The organism is Acidimicrobiales bacterium (genome assembly GCA_036399815.1).
GTDB lineage: Bacteria > Actinomycetota > Acidimicrobiia > Acidimicrobiales > DASWMK01 > DASWMK01.
Window position 1 is genome coordinate 1 of the sequence record DASWMK010000244.1, and the last position, 22,601, is coordinate 22,601.

20 protein-coding genes are annotated in these 22,601 nt (G+C 74.7%); 13 read left to right on the forward strand and 7 right to left on the reverse strand.

What is annotated here, in order from left to right:
- Window positions 1–15: 15 nt before the first annotated feature.
- Both VGB14_18155 and VGB14_18160 read right to left on the reverse strand, forming a co-directional pair.
- The gene (locus tag VGB14_18155; GenBank protein HEX9994854.1) at window positions 16–924 is read right to left on the reverse strand and encodes an iron-containing redox enzyme family protein; all 909 of its coding nucleotides are present in this window, start codon (window positions 922–924) and stop codon (window positions 16–18) included.
- A 16-nt stretch (window positions 925–940) separates the two neighbouring features.
- Window positions 941–2,149, reverse strand: coding sequence for a Glu/Leu/Phe/Val dehydrogenase dimerization domain-containing protein (locus tag VGB14_18160; GenBank protein HEX9994855.1), 1,209 nt, complete (start codon window positions 2,147–2,149; stop codon window positions 941–943).
- Window positions 2,150–2,481: 332 nt separating this feature from the next.
- Here VGB14_18160 and ilvB point away from each other — a divergent pair, with 332 nt between their 5' ends.
- Genes ilvB through ilvC form a run of 3 tightly spaced genes read left to right on the forward strand, consistent with a single transcriptional unit; the run spans window position 2,482 to window position 5,803 of the window.
- Window positions 2,482–4,248 carry a biosynthetic-type acetolactate synthase large subunit gene (ilvB, locus tag VGB14_18165; GenBank protein ID HEX9994856.1) on the forward strand — a complete coding sequence of 589 codons (1,767 nt, stop codon included), beginning with the start codon at window positions 2,482–2,484 and terminating at the stop codon, window positions 4,246–4,248.
- Entirely contained in the window at window positions 4,245–4,778 is a 534-nt protein-coding gene (ilvN, locus tag VGB14_18170) for an acetolactate synthase small subunit (protein ID HEX9994857.1), read from the forward strand. Before ilvB ends, ilvN begins: the two co-directional genes overlap by 4 nt.
- Window positions 4,775–5,803, forward strand: coding sequence for a ketol-acid reductoisomerase (gene ilvC, locus VGB14_18175; GenBank protein ID HEX9994858.1), 1,029 nt, complete (start codon window positions 4,775–4,777; stop codon window positions 5,801–5,803). The genes ilvN and ilvC overlap by 4 nt, the downstream gene beginning before the upstream one ends.
- Here the strand turns inward: ilvC and VGB14_18180 are convergent.
- The gene (locus VGB14_18180) at window positions 5,800–6,450 is read right to left on the reverse strand and encodes a hypothetical protein (GenBank protein HEX9994859.1); all 651 of its coding nucleotides are present in this window, start codon (window positions 6,448–6,450) and stop codon (window positions 5,800–5,802) included. The genes ilvC and VGB14_18180 overlap by 4 nt on opposite strands.
- Before the next feature lie 65 nt (window positions 6,451–6,515).
- On the opposite strand from VGB14_18180, the gene VGB14_18185 reads away from it, so the two are divergent.
- The 7 genes from VGB14_18185 to VGB14_18215 all read left to right on the forward strand — a co-directional run bounded on the left by VGB14_18185 (window position 6,516) and on the right by VGB14_18215 (window position 15,334).
- Window positions 6,516–8,117 carry a hypothetical protein gene (locus VGB14_18185; GenBank protein ID HEX9994860.1) on the forward strand — a complete coding sequence of 534 codons (1,602 nt, stop codon included), beginning with the start codon at window positions 6,516–6,518 and terminating at the stop codon, window positions 8,115–8,117.
- Window positions 8,114–8,791, forward strand: coding sequence for an ABC transporter ATP-binding protein (locus VGB14_18190; protein ID HEX9994861.1), 678 nt, complete (start codon window positions 8,114–8,116; stop codon window positions 8,789–8,791). The genes VGB14_18185 and VGB14_18190 overlap by 4 nt, the downstream gene beginning before the upstream one ends.
- A gap of 92 nt (window positions 8,792–8,883) precedes the next feature.
- A complete protein-coding gene (locus tag VGB14_18195; GenBank protein HEX9994862.1) occupies window positions 8,884–10,035 on the forward strand; it encodes a S8 family serine peptidase in 1,152 nt (383 codons plus the stop codon).
- 133 nt (window positions 10,036–10,168) lie between these two features.
- Window positions 10,169–11,338 carry a S8 family peptidase gene (locus tag VGB14_18200; GenBank protein HEX9994863.1) on the forward strand — a complete coding sequence of 390 codons (1,170 nt, stop codon included), beginning with the start codon at window positions 10,169–10,171 and terminating at the stop codon, window positions 11,336–11,338.
- Window positions 11,339–11,511: 173 nt separating this feature from the next.
- Window positions 11,512–12,681 carry a S8 family peptidase gene (locus VGB14_18205; protein ID HEX9994864.1) on the forward strand — a complete coding sequence of 390 codons (1,170 nt, stop codon included), beginning with the start codon at window positions 11,512–11,514 and terminating at the stop codon, window positions 12,679–12,681.
- 157 nt (window positions 12,682–12,838) lie between these two features.
- Window positions 12,839–14,032: a S8 family serine peptidase gene (locus VGB14_18210; protein HEX9994865.1), complete on the forward strand. Its 1,194-nt coding sequence runs from the start codon at window positions 12,839–12,841 to the stop codon at window positions 14,030–14,032.
- Between the two features lie 102 nt (window positions 14,033–14,134).
- Complete coding sequence (locus VGB14_18215) at window positions 14,135–15,334, forward strand: S8 family peptidase (protein HEX9994866.1); 1,200 nt, start codon at window positions 14,135–14,137, stop codon at window positions 15,332–15,334.
- Window positions 15,335–15,355: 21 nt separating this feature from the next.
- Here the strand turns inward: VGB14_18215 and VGB14_18220 are convergent, their stop codons facing one another.
- Both VGB14_18220 and serC read right to left on the reverse strand, forming a co-directional pair.
- Entirely contained in the window at window positions 15,356–17,053 is a 1,698-nt protein-coding gene (locus VGB14_18220) for a class I adenylate-forming enzyme family protein (protein HEX9994867.1), read from the reverse strand.
- 17 nt (window positions 17,054–17,070) lie between these two features.
- Entirely contained in the window at window positions 17,071–18,198 is a 1,128-nt protein-coding gene (gene serC / locus VGB14_18225) for a phosphoserine transaminase (GenBank protein HEX9994868.1), read from the reverse strand.
- An 18-nt stretch (window positions 18,199–18,216) separates the two neighbouring features.
- On the opposite strand from serC, the gene VGB14_18230 reads away from it, so the two are divergent.
- From VGB14_18230 to serA, 3 genes are all read left to right on the forward strand, one after another.
- Entirely contained in the window at window positions 18,217–19,428 is a 1,212-nt protein-coding gene (locus tag VGB14_18230; GenBank protein HEX9994869.1) for a pyridoxal phosphate-dependent aminotransferase, read from the forward strand.
- 125 nt (window positions 19,429–19,553) lie between these two features.
- Window positions 19,554–19,679, forward strand: coding sequence for a hypothetical protein (locus VGB14_18235; protein HEX9994870.1), 126 nt, complete (start codon window positions 19,554–19,556; stop codon window positions 19,677–19,679).
- A gap of 44 nt (window positions 19,680–19,723) precedes the next feature.
- Window positions 19,724–21,292, forward strand: a complete 1,569-nt coding sequence (gene serA, locus VGB14_18240; protein ID HEX9994871.1) for a phosphoglycerate dehydrogenase — start codon at window positions 19,724–19,726, stop codon at window positions 21,290–21,292.
- Here serA and VGB14_18245 read toward each other — a convergent pair whose 3' ends face one another.
- Window positions 21,293–22,330: a neutral zinc metallopeptidase gene (locus VGB14_18245; protein ID HEX9994872.1), complete on the reverse strand. Its 1,038-nt coding sequence runs from the start codon at window positions 22,328–22,330 to the stop codon at window positions 21,293–21,295. It lies immediately after the preceding gene.
- A gap of 1 nt (window position 22,331) precedes the next feature.
- Window positions 22,332–22,601, reverse strand: a 270-nt coding sequence (locus VGB14_18250; GenBank protein ID HEX9994873.1) for a hypothetical protein, incomplete at its 5' end; no start/stop codon positions are given.

A 22,601-nucleotide genomic window follows, 5' to 3' on the forward strand; every position in this document is an offset into this window, starting at 1 on the left:
CCTCGGTCCGCGGCCTCAGCCGACGGCGACCTTGCCCGGCGTGGCGATCAGCTGCGACCAGGCCGGATCCCGCTTCAGGACGATCTCCCTGAACAGGCCCCACTGGTACACCTTACGAGCCTCGATGGAGCGCCAGACGGCAAGCCGCACCCGCTGCTGCATCTCGGCGGTGACCGCGTACTTCTTCAGCAGGTTGACGGCCTCGCCGGCGTGCTTGTCGTCGCCGCCGTAGTCGTTCTCGAGCCGCTCGTCGCCGGCGTGGATGCGGAACACCTCGAGGGCGACGTCGTCGAGGTCGAACTGCTCGCGCAGGGTCGCGGCGACCTTGCGGAAGCGGCCCGGGATGGTGACCTCGATGGCGAAGCTGCCGGCGGCCAGGGCCTCCAGCCAGTGGTAGTCGCGCACGAGGTGCTGGCGGTACTCGACGTAGAGCAGGGTCTCGGGGAACGGCTCGGCGAACTCGAGCTCCTCGTCGGTCACGCCGAGGGCCCTCGCCAGCTGGCGGACGGTGACCGGGTGCTCGCGGGCGGGGTCGAACTCGCCCAGCTCCTCGGCCAGGTTGGCGCCCATGAACTGGCGGGCGTCGTAGAAGTAGGTGCAGTTGGCGCAGATCTGGGCGATCACCGACGGGAACGTCCTCGCGTCGATGTACCACTGCTTCACCCACTCCTGGACCTGCTCGAGGGACAGCTGGCCCGCGATCAGCCGCTCGTAGAACGGGCCGATGTTGGCGGCCGCGGAGGTGACGACGTGGTTCGTCAGCTCGTCGAGGAACGCGTCCGGGGACAGCTCCGGCGGCTGCGGGTCGGACAACCGGTCCGACGGCTTGCCGACGGGGGCGTGGTCGAGGTTGGGAGCGAGGTGCTCCTCGTTCTCGTCGCGGATGGTCCGGACGGTCGGCTTGCGGGCCTGGTCGATGGTCATCGGGGTGGGTCCCTCCTCAGATGGACGGCGTCGTCGGAACGGTGGACAGTGACGTGAGGGTGGCCGGCTCGGCCGGCTCGGTGGTCGGGGTGGCGCCCGGCCCGGCGGTGGCCGCGATGGCCCGCTCCTCGGCCATGTGGACGGCGAGGTCGGGCAGGGACCGCCCGTCGCCCCTGGACACCTCGAACAGGTCCAGGAGCACGCCGCGCACGTGGGTGGCCACCCGGTCGTGGAGCCACGCGCACAGGAGGGCGGCCTCGTCGGTGGCGGGCACGCCGCCGGTGAGGACGAGGCCGGTGACCATGGCGCCGCCGCAGTTGGCGACGATGCCGGGGACGACGGGCACGCCGAGGACGGCGAGCGCGGCGATGGCCTCGTCGGTGCAGGGCTCGTTGGCCCCCTCGACGACGACCGCGGCCCGCACCCTGGCGACGTTGTCGGCCCGCACGGCGTGGCCGACGGCGGCGAGGACGAGCACGTCGGCGTCCACGTCGAGCCAGGCGTCGGGCGCGCTCGACCGCAGGACGTCGCGGGGGACGAGCGAGCGGTCGATCGTGCCGGCCTTGTCGGTGGCGGCGAGGATCGTGTCGAGGGGGAGGCCGCCCGGGGCGGAGAGCGTGCCGAGGTGGTCGGCCACGCCCACGATGCGGTAGCCGGCGGCGGCGAGCCGCTTGGCGGTGCCCCGGCCGACCGTGCCGAAGCCCTGGATGGCGACCCGGGGCGGCCGGCCGGCGGCGAGGCCCAGCTGCTCGACGGCGACCATGGCCGCCTCGGCCACGCCGTGCCCGGTCACCCCGGCGCAGCGGTCCCAGAGGTCGGCCCAGGTGCACGGCAGGCGCCGGCCCGGGTCGGTGGACTCGATGCGGTACCCGGCGGCGTCGAACATCGCCGCCCGGTCGCTGTAGGTCACGCCCTGGTCGGTGCCGAGGTAGACGCCGCCGTGCAGCAACGGGGCGACGGCCCGGCCGAAGCTGCGGACCTGGGCCTCACGCTGGCTGCCGGTGGTGTGGGCGGCGACGATGCCGGCCTTGGCCCCGCCGATGGGCAGGCCGGCGAGCGCCAGCTTCAGGGTCATCTGCCGGGCGAGGCCGGCGAGCTCGCGCGGCGACACCGTCGGCGTCATCCTCGTCCCGCCCATCGCCCGGCCGCCGACCAGCGAGTCGACGACGACGTAGCCCCTCAGCCCGGTGGTTGCCGTCTCCACGACGGCGGACACGATCGGCACGATGTTCCCGCCTCAACCGCCACGCCGTCCCCCTCGGACGGATCCCCGGCCGGCCAAGGTACTTCGCGACCGTCCCGAACGTCAACGCACGCCGTGCCGACCCGAACGCGCAACGTTGCTGGTCCATTAGCGTCTGTCCCTCTGGGGCGCATCGTCCCGGGTCGCCTTGCCGCGCCGCCCCCGGTGTGCGACCATGCCGCCGCCATGTCCCGCCGAGCCCTCCTCGTAGCCATTCCGTAGCGCACGCCAGCCCTCCACGCCCGCGTGCGCACCGCCGACCTCCCAGACGGGAGGTCGTTGCAGTTTTCGGACCCGTCCCAGGAAGCGAGCCCATGCCAACGTCCGAGGTCCTCAACGGGGGCCAGGCCCTCATCCGCAGCCTCGAGCTGGAAGGCGTGGAGGTCGTGTTCGGCCTCCCCGGCGGCGCCATCCTCCCCGTGTACGACCCGCTCATCGACTCGCCCCTCCGCCACATCCTCGTGCGCCACGAGCAGGGCGCCGGGCACATGGCCGAGGGCTACGCCCACGCCACCGGGCGGCCCGGCGTGGCCATGGTGACGAGCGGGCCGGCGGCCACCAACGTCGTCACCCCGCTCTGCGACGCGTACATGGACTCCATCCCGATGGTCGTGATCACCGGCCAGGTGCCGCTGTCGGCGGTCGGCACCGACGCCTTCCAGGAGTGCGACACGACCGGCATCACCCGCTCGGTCACCAAGCACAACGAGCTCGTCACCTCGGCCGAGGACATCCCCCGGGCCGTGCGGGAGGCGTTCCACATCGCCACGACGGGCCGTCCCGGCCCGGTGCTGCTCGACATCCCGAAGGACGTCGTGGACCCCCGCAACCCCCGCTCGGCGATGGACTGGTACTGGCCGACCGAGGACGAGGTGAGCGCCGGGCTGCCCGGCTACCGCCCGACGACGAAGGGCCACCCGAAGAAGGTGAAGGAGGCGGCCGAGCTGATCGTGCGGGCCGAGCGGCCGGTGATCTACGCCGGTGGCGGCATCCTCAAGGCCAGGGCGGCCGACGCGCTCCGCGAGCTCGTCGAGCTGACCGGCATCCCGGTCGTCACCACCCTCATGGCGAGGGGCGCCTTCCCCGACGACCACCCGCTCGCCCTCGGCATGCCGGGCATGCACGGCAACTACACCGCCGTCACCGCCATGCAGCGGGCCGACCTGCTCGTCGCCCTGGGCAGCCGCTTCGACGACCGGGTGACCGGCAAGGTGTCGGCGTTCGCGCCGGAGGCCAAGGTCGTCCACGTGGACGTGGACCCGGCCGAGCTCGGCAAGGTGCGCCGGCCCGACGTGCCCATCGTCGGCGACTGCCGGCTCGTCATCGAGGACCTGGTGAGGGCCGTCCGGGCCGCGGCCGAGCGGGCCGGCGGGCAGGCCGACCGGGCCCCGTGGGTCGCCCGGGTGCGGGCCTGGCAGCGCGAGCACCCGCTCTCGTACACGCCGTCGGAGCCGGGCGACGCCCTGAAGCCCCAGTTCGTGCTCGAGCAGCTGCGGGACGCCGCACCGGACGGCACGATCCTCGCCACCGGCGTCGGCCAGCACCAGATGTGGGCCAGCCAGTACTGGCGCTGCACCGAGCCCTACTCCTTCGTCACGTCCGGCGGCCTCGGGACGATGGGCTTCGCCGTCCCCGCCGCCATCGGCGCCAAGGTCGGCCGCCCCGACCGCACGGTGTGGGCCGTCGACGGCGACGGCTGCTTCCAGATGACCGCCCAGGAGCTGGTGACGGCCCGCTCCGAGCGCATCCCCGTGAAGATCGCCATCCTCAACAACGCCTACCTGGGGATGGTCCGCCAGTGGCAGGAGATGTTCTACGACGAGCGCTACAGCGAGGTGTACCTGTCGCCCGACCTGCCCGACTACAAGCTCTGGGCCGAGGCCATGGGCTGTGTCGGCCTGCGGGTGGAGTCCCCCGAGGAGGTGCTGCCGGCCATCGAGAAGGCCAACTCGGTCGACGACCGGCCGGTGGTCGTCGACTTCCGCACCGACAGCAGGGAGAAGGTGTACCCGATGGTGCCGGCCGGCCACTCGAACGACGACATCGTGACCGACCCGGCGGCCGGGGAGGGGGGCTGGTGAGCGGGCCCCAGCACCACACCCTGGTCGTGCTCGTGGAGAACAAGGCCGGCGTGCTCGCCCACGTCGCCGGCCTCTTCTCCCGGCGGGGCTACAACATCGAGTCCCTGGCCGTGGCGCCGACCGACGACCCCCGCTTCAGCCGGATCACGATCGTCGTCGACGTCGAGTCGGCCCCGCTCGAGCAGATCGTGAAGCAGCTGTTCAAGCTGATCCACGTCGTGAAGATCAGCGAGCTGGCCCACGACGCGGCCGTCGAGCGGGAGCTGCTGCTCGCCACCGTGCGGGCCGAGCCGGCCGGGCGGAGCCAGATCATCGAGCTCGTCCAGGTCTTCGGCGGCCGCATCCTCGACGTGGGCTTCGAGGCCATGACCGTGTCCGTCGAGGGCACCCCCGAGACCGTCGACCACGTGGAGGACCTGTTGCGCCCGTACGGCATCGTCGAGCTCCAGCGGACCGGCCGGGTGGCCCTGCCCCGGCTGGAGCGCACCGCCCCGTCCAGGATGCGCCGCGTGCAGGGGAGGACGGCGTGAGCGCCCAGGTGCTGTACGAGCGGGACGCCGACCGGTCCTTCCTCGACGGCCGCCGGGTGGCGGTCGTCGGCTACGGGTCCCAGGGCCACGCCCACGCGCTGAACCTGCGGGACTCGGGCGTGGACGTGCGGGTCGGGCTGCGGGAGGGGTCGTCGTCGCGGCCCAAGGCCGAGGCCGAGGGGCTCACCGTCCTCCCGGTGGCCGACGCCGCCGCCGAGGCCGACCTCGTCGTCCTCCTGCTGCCCGACACCGAGCAGGCCTCGGTGTTCGCCGAGTCGATCGCGCCCCACCTCGGCGAGGGCGACGCCCTGTTCTTCGCCCACGGGTTCAACGTGCGGTTCGGCTGCATCGCCCCGCCGCCCGGCGTCGACGTCGCCATGGTCGCCCCGAAGGGGCCGGGCCACCTCGTGCGCCGGACCTACACCGAGGGCGGCGGGGTGCCGGCGCTGCTGGCCGTCGCCCAGGACGCCTCCGGGCGGGCCGACGCCCTCGGCCTCGCCTACGCCGACGCCATCGGGGCCACGAGGGCCGGCGTGCTGCGCACCACGTTCGAGGAGGAGACCGAGACCGACCTGTTCGGCGAGCAGGTCGTGCTGTGCGGCGGGCTGACCGCGCTCGTGCAGGCCGGGTTCGAGACGCTCGTCGACGCCGGCTACCAGCCGGAGTCGGCCTACTTCGAGTGCCTCCACGAGCTGAAGCTGATCGTCGACCTGCTCTACGAGGGCGGCCTGTCGGGGATGCGGTACTCGATCTCCGACACGGCCGAGTACGGCGACCTCACGCGGGGGCCGCGCATCGTGGACGACCGGGTGCGGGCCGAGATGCGCCGGGTCCTCGACGAGGTCCGCAGCGGCGCGTTCGCCGAGGAGTGGCTGGCCGAGAGCCGGGCCGGCAGGGCCCGCTTCGAGGAGCTGCGGGCGGCCGGGCGGGAGCACCCGATCGAGCGCGTGGGCGCCGACCTGCGCCGGATGATGCCCTGGATCGCCGCCGGCCGGGCGAGGCCCCAGGACGTGAGCGGCGGCTAGCGGCGGTGGTCGCCGCCGGCGCTCGCCTGGGGCGGGTAGCGGGCGGCGAGGCCGGGGGCGAGGTGGCCCCGGAAGTCCTGGAGGTGGTCGAGCAGGCCGGCGAGGTCCTCGCCCGGCGCCGGCGGCACGGCCATGAGCAGGTAGGGCCCGGCCGTCTCGTAGCGGTCGTGCCCGTCGCCCTCGGCCAGCCAGGCGGCCATCTCGGGGCGGAGGAAGTCGGCGGCGAACTCCTGGTCCACCGAGAACACGTCGAAGCGGTCGGCGAGGGCGCCGGGCGCGGCGACCGGCCGGTAGCCGATGTCCTCCAGCGCGTCGGTGCCCGGGGTCGCCTCGGTGCCGACCACGGCGAGGCCGGGGAAGCCGGCGGTGACGACGGTGGCGACGCAGGTGAGGTCGGGGGCGCCGCCCAGGCGCCGGCGCAGCCACACGTCGAAGGCCCACACGCTCATCCCCCCGACCGTGCCCCAGGCGGTGTTGCCGACCTGGCGGACCTCGTGCACCCGCAGGAAGGCGAACGGCAGCCGGTCGAGGTGGAAGTGGTCGACCACCGTGAACTGGAGGCCGAGGCGGGCGGCCGCGTCGGCGAACTCCGATGCCCGCCGCGTCGGACGAGGCGGCTTGCTGTGGTGGTGGCGTCGGCGGAGCACGGCGGCCCCATCTTGGCCCGGAACCGCGCCCGAGCGCGACGCGGACGGCTCCTAGGGTGGCGCCCATGGCTGTCCCGGCTGCCGCCGTGCGCGACCTGCGGGCCGCCCGCCGCCGCCACCGCGTCGAGGAGGTCCACTGGATCGACGCGCTCTACCGCGCCTACCTGACGGCGATCGGGAGCGGGATCGCGGTCGTCGTGGCCTCCTCGGTGGTCGGCGACGCCGAGGTGCGGGGGACGGGCCTCGCGTCGGTGCGGGCCGACGGGCCGGCCGTCGTCGGCCTCGTCGTGGCCCTCGCCCTGGCCGCCGGGGCGCGGTCGGGCCGGGTCGGCGGGCCGCTGTCGCTGTCGGCCCCCGACGTCCACCACGTGCTGATGGCGCCGGTCGACCGGGGCGCCGTGCTGCGCCGGCAGGCCGTCCGCCTGGCCCGCTTCGCCGCCTTCGCCGGCGCGGTGGTCGGCGCCGTCGCCGGCGAGGTGGCCTCGCACCGGCTGCCGGGCGAGGCCGCCGCCTGGGCCGCGGCCGGCGCGGCGACCGGCGTGGTCACCGCGGCCGGCGCCGTCGGCGTGGCCCTCGTCGTGTCCGGCGCCCGGCTGCACCCGGTGGGCGCCGGCGCCGTCGTCGCCGGCTGCCTCGGGTGGGCGTTAGCCGACGTGGTCGGGCCCGACACCTCGCCGTTCTCGCTGGCCGGCCGGCTGGCGCTGGCCCCGTTGGTCGAGTCGTGGGCCGGGGCCGGGGCGGTCGCCGTCGGCGCCGTGCCCCTCGCCCTCGGCCTCCTCCTCGTCGGCCGCACGTCGCTCGAGGCGGCCGCCCGCCGCACCAACCTCGTCCGCCAGCTCCGCTTCGCCGTCACCCTCCAGGACGTGCGGACGGCGGTCGTGCTCCGCCGCCAGCTCCTCCAGGAGCGTCCCCGCCGCCGGCCCTGGGCGCCCGTGCCGAGCCTCGGCGGCCGGCTCCCGGTGTGCCGGCGCGGCCTCCAGGGCCTGGTCCGCTGGCCCGGGGTCCGCCTCGTCCGCGTCGTCCTGCTCGCCGCCGTCGCCGGCCTCGCCGTCCGCGGCGCGTGGTCGGGGACGACCCCGCTCGTCGTCGTGGCCGGGCTCGCCCTCTACGCCGCCGGCCTCGACGCCGTCGAGGCGCTGGCCCAGGAGGCCGACCACCCGGGGCTGACGGCGACCTTCCCCGTCCCCGTCGGCGTGCTCTCGCTCTGGCACCTGGTCGTGCCCTCGCTCGTCATGGCCGTGGCCGGCGCCGTCGCCGCGGGTGTGGCGACGGTCGGCGGGTCGCCGGTGACGGTGGCCGAGGTGGCCGGGCCGGCGCTCGTGCCCGGCGCGGTGGCCGTCGCCGTGGCCGCCGCCGCCACCGTCGTCCTCGGCGGCCAGGAGGGCGACCCGTCGGCGCTGGCCGTCGCCCAGCCGGAGATGCTCGGCAGCCTCGTCGTCCTCCGCATCGCCTGGCCGCCGGCGCTGGCGGTCGCCGCCGTCACCGCCCCGGTGCTGCTGGCCAGGGGGGCGGCCGGCCTCGGGACGGCCCCGGCCGCGGCCGCCGGCTTCGGCGGGCTCGGCGCCCTGCTGCTCGCCGCCCCCGCCGTCGTCTGGCTGCGGGTCAGGATCGCCGACGACGGCCGCCGCCGCTCGTTCGCCGCGCTCATGGAGGCCCAGACCGGATGACCGAGAAGGTGCTCCAGCTGCGGGGGCTGTCCCGCAGCTACGGCGACGACCTGGCCGTCGCCCCGGTCAGCCTCGACCTCCGGGCCGGGACCCTGGCTGTGCTGGTCGGCCCGAACGGGTCGGGCAAGACGACCCTGCTGCGCATGTGCGCCGGGCTGCTCGAGCCGAGCGAGGGCCGGGCGAGGGTGGTGGGGGAGCCGGTCGGCTCGCCGGCGGCCAGGGCGGCCACCTCGTTCCTCCCCGACACGCCGGTGCTCTACGACGACCTCAGCGTGTGGGAGCACCTCGAGTACGTCGCCCGGCTGCACGGCGTGGAGGACTGGGAGGGGCGGGCCCGCGACCTCGTGGCCCGCCTCGGCCTGTCCGGCCGGGTCGACGACCTCCCGTCCCGGTTCAGCCGGGGCCTGCGCCAGAAGGCGGCGATCGCCGTCGGCTTCGTCCGCCCGTTCTCGGTCCTGCTGGTGGACGAGCCCTTCGTCGGGCTGGACGAGCCGGGCCGGGAGGCGCTCGTCGGCCTGGTCGAGGAGGCGGCGGCCGGCGGGGCCGGCGTGATCGTGTCCACCCATCACCTCGCCTTCACCGGCCGGGCGGCGCGGTGCCTCGGCATCCGCGACGGCGAGCTGGTCTACGACGGCGACCCGGCCGGCGCGGACGTGACCCTGCTGGTCTCGTGACAACCACGCGGGGCGCGCAGTAGAGTGCTCCGCGCGCGGGCAGGATCACGGCGGACCGGCGGGGCGACCGCCGGCCAGGAAGGCAGGTGCTCATGCTCCGACGCCTGGCGTCGGCCCCGCGGCTCGCGGGGCTCGCAGCCACCCTCCTCGTCGCCGGGCTGCTGACGGCCGCTCCCGCCCCCGCCGCCGCCGGCGCCCGCCAGGACGTCATCGTCCGGTTGCGGACCGGCACGGCGACGTCGGGGGCGACGGCCGCCGACCATGCCGCCCGCTACGGCGCGCAGGTGCGCTTCGTCTACCGGCACGCGGTGGCCGGCTACGCGGCGTCGGTCCCCGTCGGCCGGCTGGCCGAGCTCCGCCGCGACCCGGCCGTGGCGTCGGTGGAGCGGGACGGCGTCGTCCGCGCCACCGGGGCCCGCACGGCGGTGCCGTGGAACCTCGACCGCATCGACCAGCGCTACCTGCCCCTCGACGGCACGTACAGCTTCTGGGTCTCGACCGGCTCGGGGGTCACGGCGTACGTCGTCGACACCGGCATCGCCTTCGGCCACCCGCAGTTCGGCGGCCGGGCGGTGAGCGGCTACGACGCCGTCGACGGCGGCACGGCCGACGACTGCAACGGCCACGGCACCCACATCGCCGGGACCGTCGGAACGGCCTCGTGGGGGGTGGCCAAGCAGGTCCGGCTGGTCGCCGTCCGGGTCCTCAACTGCCAGGGCAGCGGATCGACCTCGCAGGTCGTCGCCGGCCTCGACTGGATCGTCGGCAACCACGCGGCCGGTGCGCCGGCGGTGGCCAACCTGAGCCTCGGCGGGCCGGCCAGCACGACGATGGACGACGCCGTCCGGCGGGTGATCTCCGACGGCGTGTCGGTCTCCGTCGCCGCCGGCGGCAGCGCCAGCGACGCCTGCAACTTCTCCCCGGCGCGTGTGACGGCGGCCATGACCACCGGCGCCACCGACCAGCAGGACCGGGCCAGCTCGTCGACCAACACCGGCACCTGCGTCGACTGGTACGCGCCTGGCGTCAGCATCACGTCGACCTGGCTCAACGGCGGGACGGCGACCCTGAGCGGGAGCTCGATGTCGGCGGCCCACACGACCGGCGTCGCCGCGCAGTACCTCCAGGGCCACCCGACGGCCAGCCCGGCGACCGTGCAGTCGGCCATCCGGGCAGCGACGACCAAGGACGTCGTCCAGCCCTCCACGCTCCCGAACAACGACCTGCTGTTCACGAACTTCTGAAAATCCGCGTGTGGCATCCGTCACGCGGTGGCATACCGTGACTGGTGCCATGCGGGCGGTGGTGACCGGCGGGGCGGCGCCGAGATCACCGAGGCGGTACCTCCACCCTCCCTCAACCTCCATCGGAGGACGCATGTTCAAGATGCCCCGGCGTCGGCGGTCCCTCGCCGCGCTCGTCGCCCTGCTCGCCCTCGTGGTGGGCACGTTCCTCGCCTCCGGCACCTCGCCGGCGTCAGCGGCGTCGACCGGCCGTTCGGCCTGGATCGTCGTCCTGAAGGGCGAGCCCAGCGCCCGGTCGGCCGCCGTCGCCTCGCAGCACGCGGCCCGCTACGGCGCCGAGGTGCGCTACACGTACGCGCACGCGCTGAACGGCTACGCCGCCGTCGTCCCCGACGCCCGGATCGCCCAGCTCCGCCGGGACCCGGCCGTCGCCGCCGTCGTGCGTGACGGCACCGCGTACGCCACGACCACCCAGTCGAACCCGCCGTCGTGGGGGCTCGACCGCATCGACCAGCGGACCCTGCCGCTCAGCTCGTCGTACACGTACACCTCGACGGGCGCCGGCGTCACCGCCTACCTCCTCGACACCGGCATCAACTACGCGCACACCGACTTCGGCGGCCGGGCCGTGTTCGGCTTCGACGCCTTCGGCGGCGACGGCACGGACTGCAACGGGCACGGCAGCCACGTGTCCGGCACCGTCGGCGGCACCCGCTACGGCGTGGCCAAGAGCGTCCGGCTCGTCGCCGTCCGGGTCCTGAACTGCTCGGGCAGCGGCTCCTGGAGCGGCGTCATCGCCGGCATCGACTGGGTCGCCGGCAACCACGCGGCCGGCGCGCCGGCCGTCGCCAACATGAGCCTCGGCGGGGCCGCCAACAGCGCGGTCGACGACGCCGTCGCCCGGGCCGTCGCCGACGGCGTGACCTTCGCCGTCGCCGCCGGCAACAGCACGGCCGACGCCTGCACCCAGTCGCCGGCCCGCACCCCCTCCGCGCTGACGATCGCGGCGAGCGACATCAGCGACCGGCCGGCGTCGTTCACGAACTTCGGCTCGTGCGTCGACTGGTACGCGCCCGGCGTGAACATCACCTCGGCGTGGAAGGGCAGCACCACGGCGTCGAAGACCATCAGCGGCACGTCGATGGCCTCGCCCCACACGGCGGGGGTCGCCGCCCTCTACCTGCAGACCAGCCCGTCGGCCTCGCCGGCCCAGGTGGAGTCGGCCCTGCGGTCGCTCACGACCAAGGACGCCATCCCCGACAGCCGGACCGCCAACAACGACCTGCTGTTCACCAACTTCTGACACATCGGGACCGTGGCGCCGAAACTTTTCGGCGCCACGGTCTTGTGTTTGCCGTCACAATGTGACATACAGTGAGATCAGCCATGCGGGTGGTGGTGGTTCCGGGCGGGAACCACCAGGCGGAACCAGGCAGCACATCCCCTCCCTCTCCAACCCCTCAACGTGGAGGATCGATGCACCGTCCCCTCGAGGGGCGGCGGGCCCTCGCCGCCGCCCTGACCGTGCTGGCCGTGGTGGCGACCATGTTCGCCGCCCTCTCCCCCTCGGCCTCGGCCGGCACCGCCCGGCACGACTACATCGTCGTGCTGAAGGGTGAGCCGAGCGCCCGCTCCGCCAGCGTCGCCGCCGATCACGCGGCCCGCTACGGCGTGGACGTGAAGTTCACCTACTCCCACGCCCTGAACGGCTACGCCGCCTCGATCTCCGACGCCCGGGTCGCCCAGCTCCGCAAGGACCCGGCCGTCGCCTACGTCGAGCGCGACGCCACGTTCCGGATCCAGACCACGCAGTTCAACCCGCCGTCGTGGGGCCTCGACCGGATCGACCAGCGGAGCCTTCCGCTGTCGGGGTCGTACACCTACACGCGGACCGGGTCGGGCGTGACCGCCTACATCGTCGACACCGGCATCAACTTCGGCCACAGCGACTTCTCTCCCGGGCGGGCCGTCAGCGGCTACGACGCCATCGACGGCGGCACCGCCGACGACTGCCACGGCCACGGCACCCACGTGGCCGGCACGGTGGGCGGCAACACCTACGGCGTCGCCAAGCAGGTCCGGCTCGTCGCCGTCCGGGTCCTCAACTGCCAGGGCAGCGGCACGACCGCCCAGATCGTGGCCGGCCTCGACTGGGTCACCGGCAACCACACCGCCGGCGCCCCCGCCGTCGCCAACATGAGCCTCGGCGGCTCGGCCAACAGCACGATCGACGCGGCCGTCAGCCGGGCCATCAGCGACGGCGTGACCGTCGTCGTCGCCGCCGGCAACAGCGCGGCGAACGCCTGCAACTACTCGCCCGCCCGGGTGAGCGCCGCCATCACCGTCGCCGCCAGCGACAGCAGCGACCGCTACGCCTCGTTCACCAACTGGGGCACCTGCGTCGACTGGTTCGCCCCCGGCGTGAACATCACCTCGGCGTGGATCGGCAGCAGCACGGCGAGCAACACGATCAGCGGCACCTCGATGGCCTCGCCGCACACGGCCGGCGTGGCCGCCCAGTACCTGCAGAGCAACCCGTCGGCGTCGCCGTCGACGGTGCGCAGCGCGCTGTTCAACCTGACGACCAAGAACATCATCAACGACCCCGACACCCCCAACAACGACCTGCTGTTCACGAACCTCTGATCGGGCGACGCCCGACCGGAAGCGGCTCTCGAGGGGCCGGCCCCAGCGGCCGGCCCCTCGTCGCGTCTCTGAAACAAGTTTGTGACGTTCAGGTGTCGATCGCGGCGGGTACCTGTAACATTGGTCACACCCCCCCTCAACGACGAGGAGACCCTCCATGCCCGACTCCCGCGCCGGCCGGCGTCCGCTGCGCCGGCTCGCCGTCCTGCTGATCGCCGCGGTCGCGCTGGCCGCCGCCCTGTTCGCCACCGCCTCCCCGGCGAGCTCGGCCCCGGCCGCGTCGCGGTGGATCGTCGTCCTGGACGGCGCCCCCTCGGCCCGGTCGGCCGACGTCGCCGCCGACCACGCCCGCCGGTTCGGCCTCCAGGTGACGAACACGTACTCGGCCGCCCTGAACGGCTACGCCGCCGTCGTGCCGAACGCGGCGCTGAGCGCGCTGCGCAACGACCCCGCCGTGGCCTTCGTCGCCCCCGACACGCCGGTCAGGGTCAGCACCACCCAGACCAACCCGCCGAGCTGGGGCCTCGACCGCATCGACCAGCGGTCCCTGCCGCTCAACGGCGCGTACACCCACACCGCCACCGGGTCGGGCGTGAACGCCTACATCATCGACACCGGCATCTACAAGGCCCACAGCGACTTCGGCGGCCGGGCCGTCACCGGCTACGACGCCGTCATCCCCGGCGGCAACGCCGAGGACTGCCACGGGCACGGCACCCACGTGGCCGGCACCGTGGGCGGCACGAAGTACGGCGTCGCCAAGGGCGTGCGCCTCGTCGCCGTGCGGGTGCTCAGCTGCGCCGGCACCGGGTCGACCTCCGGCGTGATCGCCGGCGTCGACTGGGTGACGCGGGACCACGACCCCGGTGAGCGCGCCGTGGCCAACATGAGCCTCGGCGGCGGGGCCAACGCCGCCCTCGACACCGCCGTGCGCAACTCGATCGCCGACGGCGTCGCCTACGCCGTCGCCGCCGGCAACGGCGACGACTTCGGCAACCCGGTCGACTCCTGCACCGTCTCCCCGGCCCGGGTGGGCGAGGCGATGACGATCGGCGCCTCGGACCGCAACGACCGCGCCGCCTCGTGGTCGAACAACGGGGCCTGCGTCGACTGGTTCGCCCCCGGCGTGGACATCGTGTCGGCCGGCATCCTGCTGCCGAACTCGAGCGCCACGATGAGCGGCACCTCGATGGCCTCGCCGCACACCGCGGGCGTCGCCGCCCTCTACCTCCAGGTGAACCCGACGGCCACTCCCGCGCAGGTCGCGGCCGGCATCGCCGGGCTGACCACGAAGGACATCGTCACGGGCACGAGCTCGGCCAACAACGACCTGCTCTTCACCAACCTCTGACGCTCGATGACGCACCCGTCACGACGGGTGCCGACTGACGTACGATCCGGGGCCCGCCGCACTCGAGCGGCGGGCCCCTCGTCGTCGGCCACCAGGAGAACGATGCCCCGCCCCGCCCCCGCCCGCCGCACGACGGCCCGCGCCGTCGCCGTCATGGCGACGCTCGCCGTCGCCGCCACCCTGCTGCTCCTCGCACCGTCGGCGCCGGCCTCGGCCGCCGCCCGGGGCTCGGAGTGGATCGTCGTGCTGAAGGGGGCGCCCTCGGCCCGGTCGGCCGACGTCGCCGCCGACCATGCCCGGCGCTTCGGCGCCGAGGTGCGCTACACGTACTCGCACGCGGTGAACGGCTACGCCGCCGTCGTGCCCGACGCCAGCCTGGCCGCCCTCCGGGCCGACCCGGCCGTCGCCTCGGTGTCGGCCAGCCACACCTTCCGGGTCAGCGGGCAGCAGGCCAACCCGCCGAGCTGGGGCCTCGACCGCATCGACCAGCAGGCCCTGCCGCTCAACGACCGCTACCGGTGGAACAGCGACGGCACGGGCGTCACCGCCTACGTCATCGACACCGGCGTGTTCACCGGCCACAACGACTTCGGCGGCCGGGCCTCGAGCGGGTTCGACGCCATCGACGGCGGCGCCGCCGACGACTGCCACGGCCACGGCACCCACGTCGCCGGCACCATCGGCGGCACGACGTACGGGGTGGCCAAGAACGTGACGATCAAGGCCGTGCGCGTCCTCGACTGCGGCGGGTCGGGCACGACCGCCCAGGTCGTCGCCGGCATCGACTGGGTCACCGGCGACCACGACCCCGGCGAGCCGGCCGTCGCCAACATGAGCCTCGGTGGCTCGGCCGACAACGTGCTCGACCAGGCCGTCCGCAACTCGATCGCCGACGGCGTGTCCTACGCGATCGCGGCCGGCAACGGCGACCCGTTCTTCGGCTTCCCGCTCGACGCCTGCACGCAGTCGCCGGCCCGCGTGGGCGAGGCGATGACGATCGGCGCGAGCGACATCCAGGACCGGGCGGCGTCGTTCTCGAACTACGGCACCTGCATCGACTGGTTCGCCCCCGGCGTCAACATCACGTCGGCCTGGATCGGCGGCGCCAACGCCAGCAACCGCATCAGCGGCACGTCGATGGCGACCCCGCACACGGCCGGCGTGGCCGCCCAGTTCCTCCAGACCAACCCGACGGCCACGCCGGCGCAGGTCCGCAACGCCATCTTCCGGAGGACGACCAAGAACATCGTCACCCAGACGCCGCAGACGCCGAACAACGACCTGTTGTTCACGCGCTTCTAGCGGCGGCCGGCCGCCGGGGCGCTACATCGTCTCGGCGAAGCTGACCTGACCCCTGCCCCGCAGCACGTCCTTCAGCAGCTTCCCGGACGCGTTGCGGGGCAGGGGCGCGTCCCGGAGCTCGACGTGGGCCGGGACCTTGAAGTCGGCGAGCGTCGCCCGCACCCAGTCCCGCACCTCGCCCTCGGTGAGCGCGGCCCCCGGCTCGACCTGGACGATCGCCTTGACCTCCTCGCCGAGCTCGGGGTGGGGCACGCCGACGACGGCCGCGTCGGCCACGGCCGGGTGCTCGACGAGGCGGTTCTCGATCTCGACGCAGTAGACGTTCTCGCCGCCCCTGATGATCATGTCCTTGGCCCGGTCGGTGATGTAGAGGAACCCGTCCCCGTCGAGGTGGCCGAGGTCGCCGGTGTGGAGCCAGCCGTCGCGGACGGTGGCCGCCGTCGCCTCCGGCTTGCCCCAGTAGCCGGGCATGACGATCGGGCCCCTGATGAGCACCTCGCCCGTCCGCCCCGGCGGCAGCGGCTCCCCGTCGGGCCCGGCGATGCGGACGTCGACGACCGGGAGCGGCCGGCCCACCGACGCCGGGCGCTCGAGCGCGTCCTGCCCGGAGATGACGGTCGCCACCGAGGACGACTCGGTCAGCCCGTAGGCGTTGCTCGTGGTCCGGACGTTCGGGAACGTCGCCCGCACCTTGCGCTGGAGCTCGTCGGCCGACGGCGACCCCCCGAAGGCCACGGTGGTGACCGTCGACGTGTCGTACTCCCTGCCGGCCGGGTGCTCGCACACCCGCCACACCATGGTCGGGACCGTCGCCCACACCGTGATCCGCTCGTCCTGGATGAGCCGCAGCGCCTTCTCCGGGTCGAAGCGCCCGACCGGCATGACCAGCTTGATGCCGGCCAGCGTGCCGACCACGAGCCCGGAGTGGCAGCCGGACACGTGGAACAGGGGCGAGGTGAGCAGCGACGCGGTGGGCAGGCCGCCGCCGTCGCCGCCGGAGAGCATCCCGTTGACGAGCGTGAGGAACACCGTGTTCTGGAGGTTGGCGATCATGCTCCGGTGGGTGGAGATCGCCCCCTTCGGCCGGCCGGTGGTCCCGCTCGTGTAGAAGATGACGGCCGGGTCGTCCTCGCCGATCGGCTCGGTCGGCGGGCCGGGCGCCGGGCCGGCGGCGAGCTCGGCGAAGCGGTGGACGCGGTCGTCGCCGGCCGGCGGCTCGCCGTCGACCAGGAACACCGCCCGCAGCGCGGGGGCCTCGCCGAGCCGGTCGGCGACGCGGGCGAAGCGGTCGCGATCGGCCACGAGCACGACGGCGCCGGAGTCCTGGAGCCCGTAGACGACCTCGTCGGCCTTCCACCAGCCGTTGAGTCCGACGAGCACGGCGCCGAGGTTGACCGTCGCCCAGAACGTGAGGCACCACTCCGGGTTGTTGGCCGAGAGCACGGCGACCCGGTCGCCCGGGCGCACGCCGAACCGGTCGCGCAGCGCGGCGGACACGGCGTCGACCGTGTCGAGGGCCTCGGCATAGGTGAGCCGCCGGTCGCCGTGGACGAGGAACTCCCGGTCGCCGTAGCCCCTGGCCAGCGCGGCGACCTCCCGGAGCGACCGCATCCGCTCCCGGTACACCTTCATCCGGACGCCGCCCACGTCCTCCTCGACCACCTCGAATGGCCCCCCAGGGCCGGTCAGCTGGGCCACCACCTCGTCCCGGGTCGGCATGGCCGAACCCTAGAGGGTCACCCCGGCAGCGCCCCCACGACCCAGTCGACGCAGCGGGTGAGGGCGGCGACGTCGTCGGGGTCGATCGCCGGGAACATGGCGATGCGGAGCTGGTTGCGGCCGAGCTTGCGGTAGGGCTCGGTGTCGACCACGCCGTTGGCCCGGAGCACGCCGGCGACGGTGAGGGCCGGCACGTCGTCGTCGAGGTCGACGGTGGCGACCACCGGGCTGCGGTGGGCCGGGTCGGCGACGAACGGGCGGGCCCACGGGCGCTCCTCGGCCCAGCCGTAGACGGTCGCCGCCGAGCGCTCGCACCGCGCCGCCGCCCACTCGAGCCCGCCGTTGGCGTTGAGCCAGTCGACCTGCTCGGCGGCGAGCAGCACGGTGGCCAGCGCCGGCGTGTTCAGGGTCTCGTCCCGGCGGGAGCTGTCGAGGGCGAGGCGCAGGTCGAGGATGGCGGGGGACCAGCGCTCGGTGGCGAGGCGCTCGATGCGCTCGACGGCGGCGGGGGAGCAGGCGGCCAGCCACAGGCCGCCGTCCGAGGCGAGCGCCTTCTGGGGCGCGAAGTAGTAGACGTCGACCTCGGCGGGGTCCCACCGCAGCGCACCGGCCGCGCTCGTGGCGTCGACCGCGACGAGGCCGTCCGCGCCGGCCGGCCGGCGCGGGGTGACGGCCACCCCCGTCGAGGTCTCGTTGTGGGTCAGCGCGTAGAGGTCGACGCCGTCGGTGGCGTGGGGCGACGGGGCCGTGCCGACCGGGGCCTCGACCACCTCGGGCGCGTCGAGGTGGGGCGCCAGCCGGGCCACGGCCGCGAACGTGGCCGAGAACTGGCCGAAGGACAGGTGCTGGCTGCGCCGCTCGATCAGCCGGAAGGTGGCCGCGTCCCAGAACAGGGTGGTGCCGCCGTTGCCGAGCAGGACCTCCCAGCCGTCGGGCAGCGAGAACAGCTCGGCCAGGCCCCGGCGCAGGGCGCCGATCCGCGAGCGCACGGGCGACTGGCGGTGGCTGGTGCCGAGGTAGGTGGTGGCGGCGGCGACCAGCGCGTCGACCTGGGCCGGCCGCACCTTCGACGGGCCCGACCCGAACCGGCCGTCGCGGGGGAGCAGGTCGCCGGGGATGCGGAGGGCGGGGAGGTCGTCGCGCACGTCTGCCACTATCGCGGGATGCCCGAGCGCCCCACCAGCCCGGTCTCCCGCGCCGTGGCGGGGATCCACGAGTCGGCGACCCTGGCCGTCGACGCCAGGGCCAAGGCGCTCGTGGCCGCCGGGGTGCCGGTCATCGGGTTCGGGGCCGGCGAGCCCGACTTCCCGACCCCACCGCACGTCGTGGAGGCGGCCGCCGCCGCCTGCCGGGACCCGAGGAACCACCGCTACTCGCCGACCGCCGGCCTGCCCGAGCTGCGTGAGGCGATCGCCGCCAAGACCCTACGCGACTCCGGCTACGAGGTCGGCCCCGACCAGGTGCTCGTGACCAACGGCGGCAAGCACGCCGTCTACACGACGTTCCTCACCCTGCTCGACCCCGGCGACGAGGTCCTCCTGCCCAGCCCGTACTGGACGACCTACCCCGAGCCGGTCGCCCTCGCCGGGGGCAGGACGGTGCTGGTCGAGACGGACGAGTCGACCGGCTTCCGGGCCACCGTCGACCAGCTGGAGCGGGCGTGGAGCCCGCGCACCAAGGTGCTCGTGTTCGTGTCGCCGTCCAACCCGACGGGCGCCGTGTACCCGCCCGAGGAGGTCGAGGCCATCGGCCGGTGGGCCGTCGAGCGGGGCGTCTGGGTCGTGACCGACGAGATCTACGAGCACCTGACCTTCGGCGACCACCGGTTCACGTCGATGCCGGTCGCCGTGCCGGACCTCGCCTCCCGGTGCGTGGTCCTGAACGGCGTGGCCAAGACGTACGCGATGACGGGCTGGCGGGTCGGCTGGCTGATCGCCCCGCCCGGGGTGACGAGGGCGGCGACCAACCTCCAGTCCCACTCCACGTCCAACGTCGCCAACGTCAGCCAGCGGGCGGCGCTCGCCGCCGTGGCCGGCCCGCTCGACGGCGTCCGCGAGATGCGGGCCGCCTTCGCCCGCAGGGGCGAGCGCATCCGCCGGCTGCTCACCTCGATCGAGGGGATCGGCTGCGTCGAGCCCCAGGGGGCGTTCTACGCCTTCCCCAACCTGGGCGCCGCCCTCGACCGGCCGCTCGGCCCGTCCGGCCGGCGGGCGGGCACCACCCTCGAGCTGGCCGAGGTGGTGCTGGACGAGGTCGGGGTGGCGTTCGTGCCCGGCGAGGCGTTCGGCGCGCCCGGCTACGGCCGGTTCTCGTTCGCGCTGGGCGACGACGACCTGGCCGAGGGCCTCCGCCGTCTGGCCGGCCTCCTCGGCTGATCCGCCCGTTTTGCAGGTATCTGCCCGGGGCCGGCGCGCTCTCTGAAGGTGTGACGGAGCGCACGCCGAGGGCCGGGCGAGCTGCCGGTGCGGCCGGCGGCTACGGCCCGCCGCGCTTCGAGTGGATGGGGCGACCGGGGGAGGGGCCCCGGCCGGGCCAGGCGCAGGTCACGGGGGTCCAGCGCCTGGCCTGGCTGGTCGTCGTGGCCCTCGTCGTCGCCCTCGTGCTCGTCGTCGCCGTCGCCGCCTGACCGCGGAGGTTGGCCGGACCGCCGCGAACGGCCACGATGTGGGCATGGCCCGGGTGCTCGTCACGGAGAAGATCGCCGACCGGGGGCTCGACCGCCTCCGGGGCGAGGGGCACGACGTGGTCGAGCGCCTCGACCTGTCGCCGGCCGACCTGCTGGCCGAGGTGCGCACGGCGCACGCCCTGCTCGTCCGGTCGGCCACGCAGGTGACGGCTGAGGTGCTCGCCGCCGCGCCCGACCTCGTCGTCGTCGCCCGGGCCGGGATCGGGCTCGACAACGTCGACGTGGACGAGGCCACCCGCCGGGGCGTGATCGTCGTCAACGCCCCGCAGTCGAACCTCCTCTCCGCCGCCGAGCACACGATGGCCCTGCTCCTCGCCCAGGCCCGCAACGTGCCCCAGGCCCACGCCGCCCTCGTGGCCGGGCGGTGGGAGCGGGCCCGCTGGGAGGGCATGGAGCTCAACGACAAGGTGCTCGGCATCGTCGGGCTCGGCAACATCGGCCGGCTGGTGGCCCAGCGGGCCCAGGCCTTCGGCATGCGGGTGGTGGCCCACGACCCGTTCGTGGCGCCCGAGCGGGCCCGCCAGCTGAACGTCGACATGGTGACCCTCGACGAGCTGGTGCGGGTGGCCGACGTCGTGACCGTCCACGTGGCCAAGACGCCCGAGACGGTCGGGCTGATCGGCAAGGACCTGCTGGCCAGGGCCAAGCCCGGGATCCGGATCGTGAACGTGGCGAGGGGCGGGATCGTCGACGAGGAGGCGCTGGCCGAGGCCATCCGCGAGGGGCGGGTGGCCGGCGCCGCCCTCGACGTGTTCGCCGAGGAGCCGACCACGGCGTCGCCGCTGTTCGGGTTGGACGGCGTGGTGGTCACCCCCCACCTCGGGGCCAGCACCCGGGAGGCCCAGGACAAGGCGGGCGAGACGGTGGCCGAGCAGGTGGCGCTGGCCCTGGCCGGCGAGTTCGTGCCGCTCGCCGTCAACGTGCAGGCGGCGGCGGCCGACGAGCTCGTGCGGCCGTTCCTGCCCCTCGCCGAGCGGCTCGGCGACCTGTTCGCCGGCCTCAACGAGGGCGTGCCCGACCTGCTGAGCGTCGAGTTCCTCGGCGGCATCGCCGGCCGGGACACGAGGATCCTCACCCTCGCCGTGCTGAAGGGCGTGTTCGGCCGGGTGAGCGCCGAGCCGGTGACCTACGTGAACGCGCCCCGCATCGCCGCCGAACGGGGGCTCGACGTGCGCCACTCGACGACGGCGTCGGCCCGCGACCACGTCAACCTCGTCGCAATCCGGGGCGACCGCCACGCCATCGCCGGCACCCTCGCCGGGCTCCGGTCCGAGCCCCGCATCGTGATGATCGACGACCACGGCATCGACATGCCGCCCGCCCCCCACCTGCTCGTCGTCCGCAACGACGACCGGCCCGGGATCATCGGGGTGGTCGGCACCGCCCTCGGCGACGCCGGTGTGAACATCGACAACATGGCCGTCGGCCGGGTGCCGGGCGGCGAGTCGGCGATGATGGTCCTCGCCACCGGCGGGCCCGTCCCGCCCGACGTGCAGGCCTCGCTGCGGGCCGCCGACGGCATCATCAGCGTGTCCGCCATCAGCGCCGGCTGACTAGAGGTCGCCCTCGCTCACGTCGAAGGTGTCGCAGTCGGCGGGGTCGCCGCTGTCGAAGCCGGTCCGCAGCCACGTCGAGCGCTGCTCGGACGAGCCGTGGGTCCACGTCTCGGGGTTGACCTCGGCGCCGGCCTGGGACTGGATGCGGTCGTCGCCGATGGACGCCGCCGCCGTGAGGCCCTCCTCGAGGTCGCCGCTCTCGAGGATGCCCCGCTCGTAGGTGCTGTGGGCCCACACGCCGGCCAGGCAGTCGGCCTGGAGCTCGAGGCGGACGGACAGCTCGTTGGCGTCCTCGGGGTCCTGCTGCTGGCGGCTGTGGACCTCGTCGCTCACGCCGGTGAGGTTCTGGACGTGGTGGCCGATCTCGTGGGCGATCACGTAGGCCTGGGCGAAGTCGCCGGGGGCGCCGAACCGGTCGACCAGCTCGGCGAAGAAGTCGAGGTCGAGGTACACGGTCTGGTCGGCGGGGCAGTAGAAGGGCCCGGTGTCGGACGTGCCCGCCCCGCACGAGGTGTTGGTCGCCCGCCGGAACAGCACGAGGTCGGCCGGCGTGTAGGTCTGCCCCGCGTCCTGGAACCGGTCGGCCCAGGTCGCCTGGAGGTCGTCGAGCACGAACGACACGAAGTCGACCTGCTCGGCCTCGGGGTCGGGGGCCCCGGACGGGATGCCGCCGGCGCCGGCGCCGGGCGGGGCCGGGCTGAACTGGGGCAGGTCGCCGAACACGTCCCCGAACCCGCCGAAGCCCCCGCCGCCGCCGGCGAACAGGCAGCCCCGGCCGAACAGCAGGAACACCCCGACGACGAGCACGAGCGGCAGGAGCAGCCCGCCCCCGCAGCCGATGGGCAGGCAGCCGACCGAGCTGCGGCGGCCGCCGCCGAGGGCGAAGCCGCCCGGCCGGCGCCGGTAGCCGAACCCGCCGCCCCGGCCGAAGCCGCCGCCGAGCCCGCCGAAGCCGCCGAACCCCCCGAAGCCGCCGCCCGAGGAGGCGCGGCGGTCGTCGAGGTGGGAGCTGCGGCGCCCGCGGGTCCAGCGCACGTCAGCGGATGCTCCGCCGCAGCCCGTCGGCCTCGGCGGCCTCCGGGGTGCAGTAGCAGCGGTCGGCCCGGGTGCGGCCGTACATCGCCATCCCGGGGAGGTGGAAGATGCCGCTGCCCAGCTTGGCCTTCACCGGGTGGCTGGGCGGGCAGGAGCCGCCGTCGAGGGGGGCGACCCAGGCGTCGGGGACGGGCGCGGGGGCCGGCTCGGCCACCGGCTCGGGGGCCGGAGCGGGCGCCGACGGCGCCGCCGGGACGGCCGGGACGGCCGG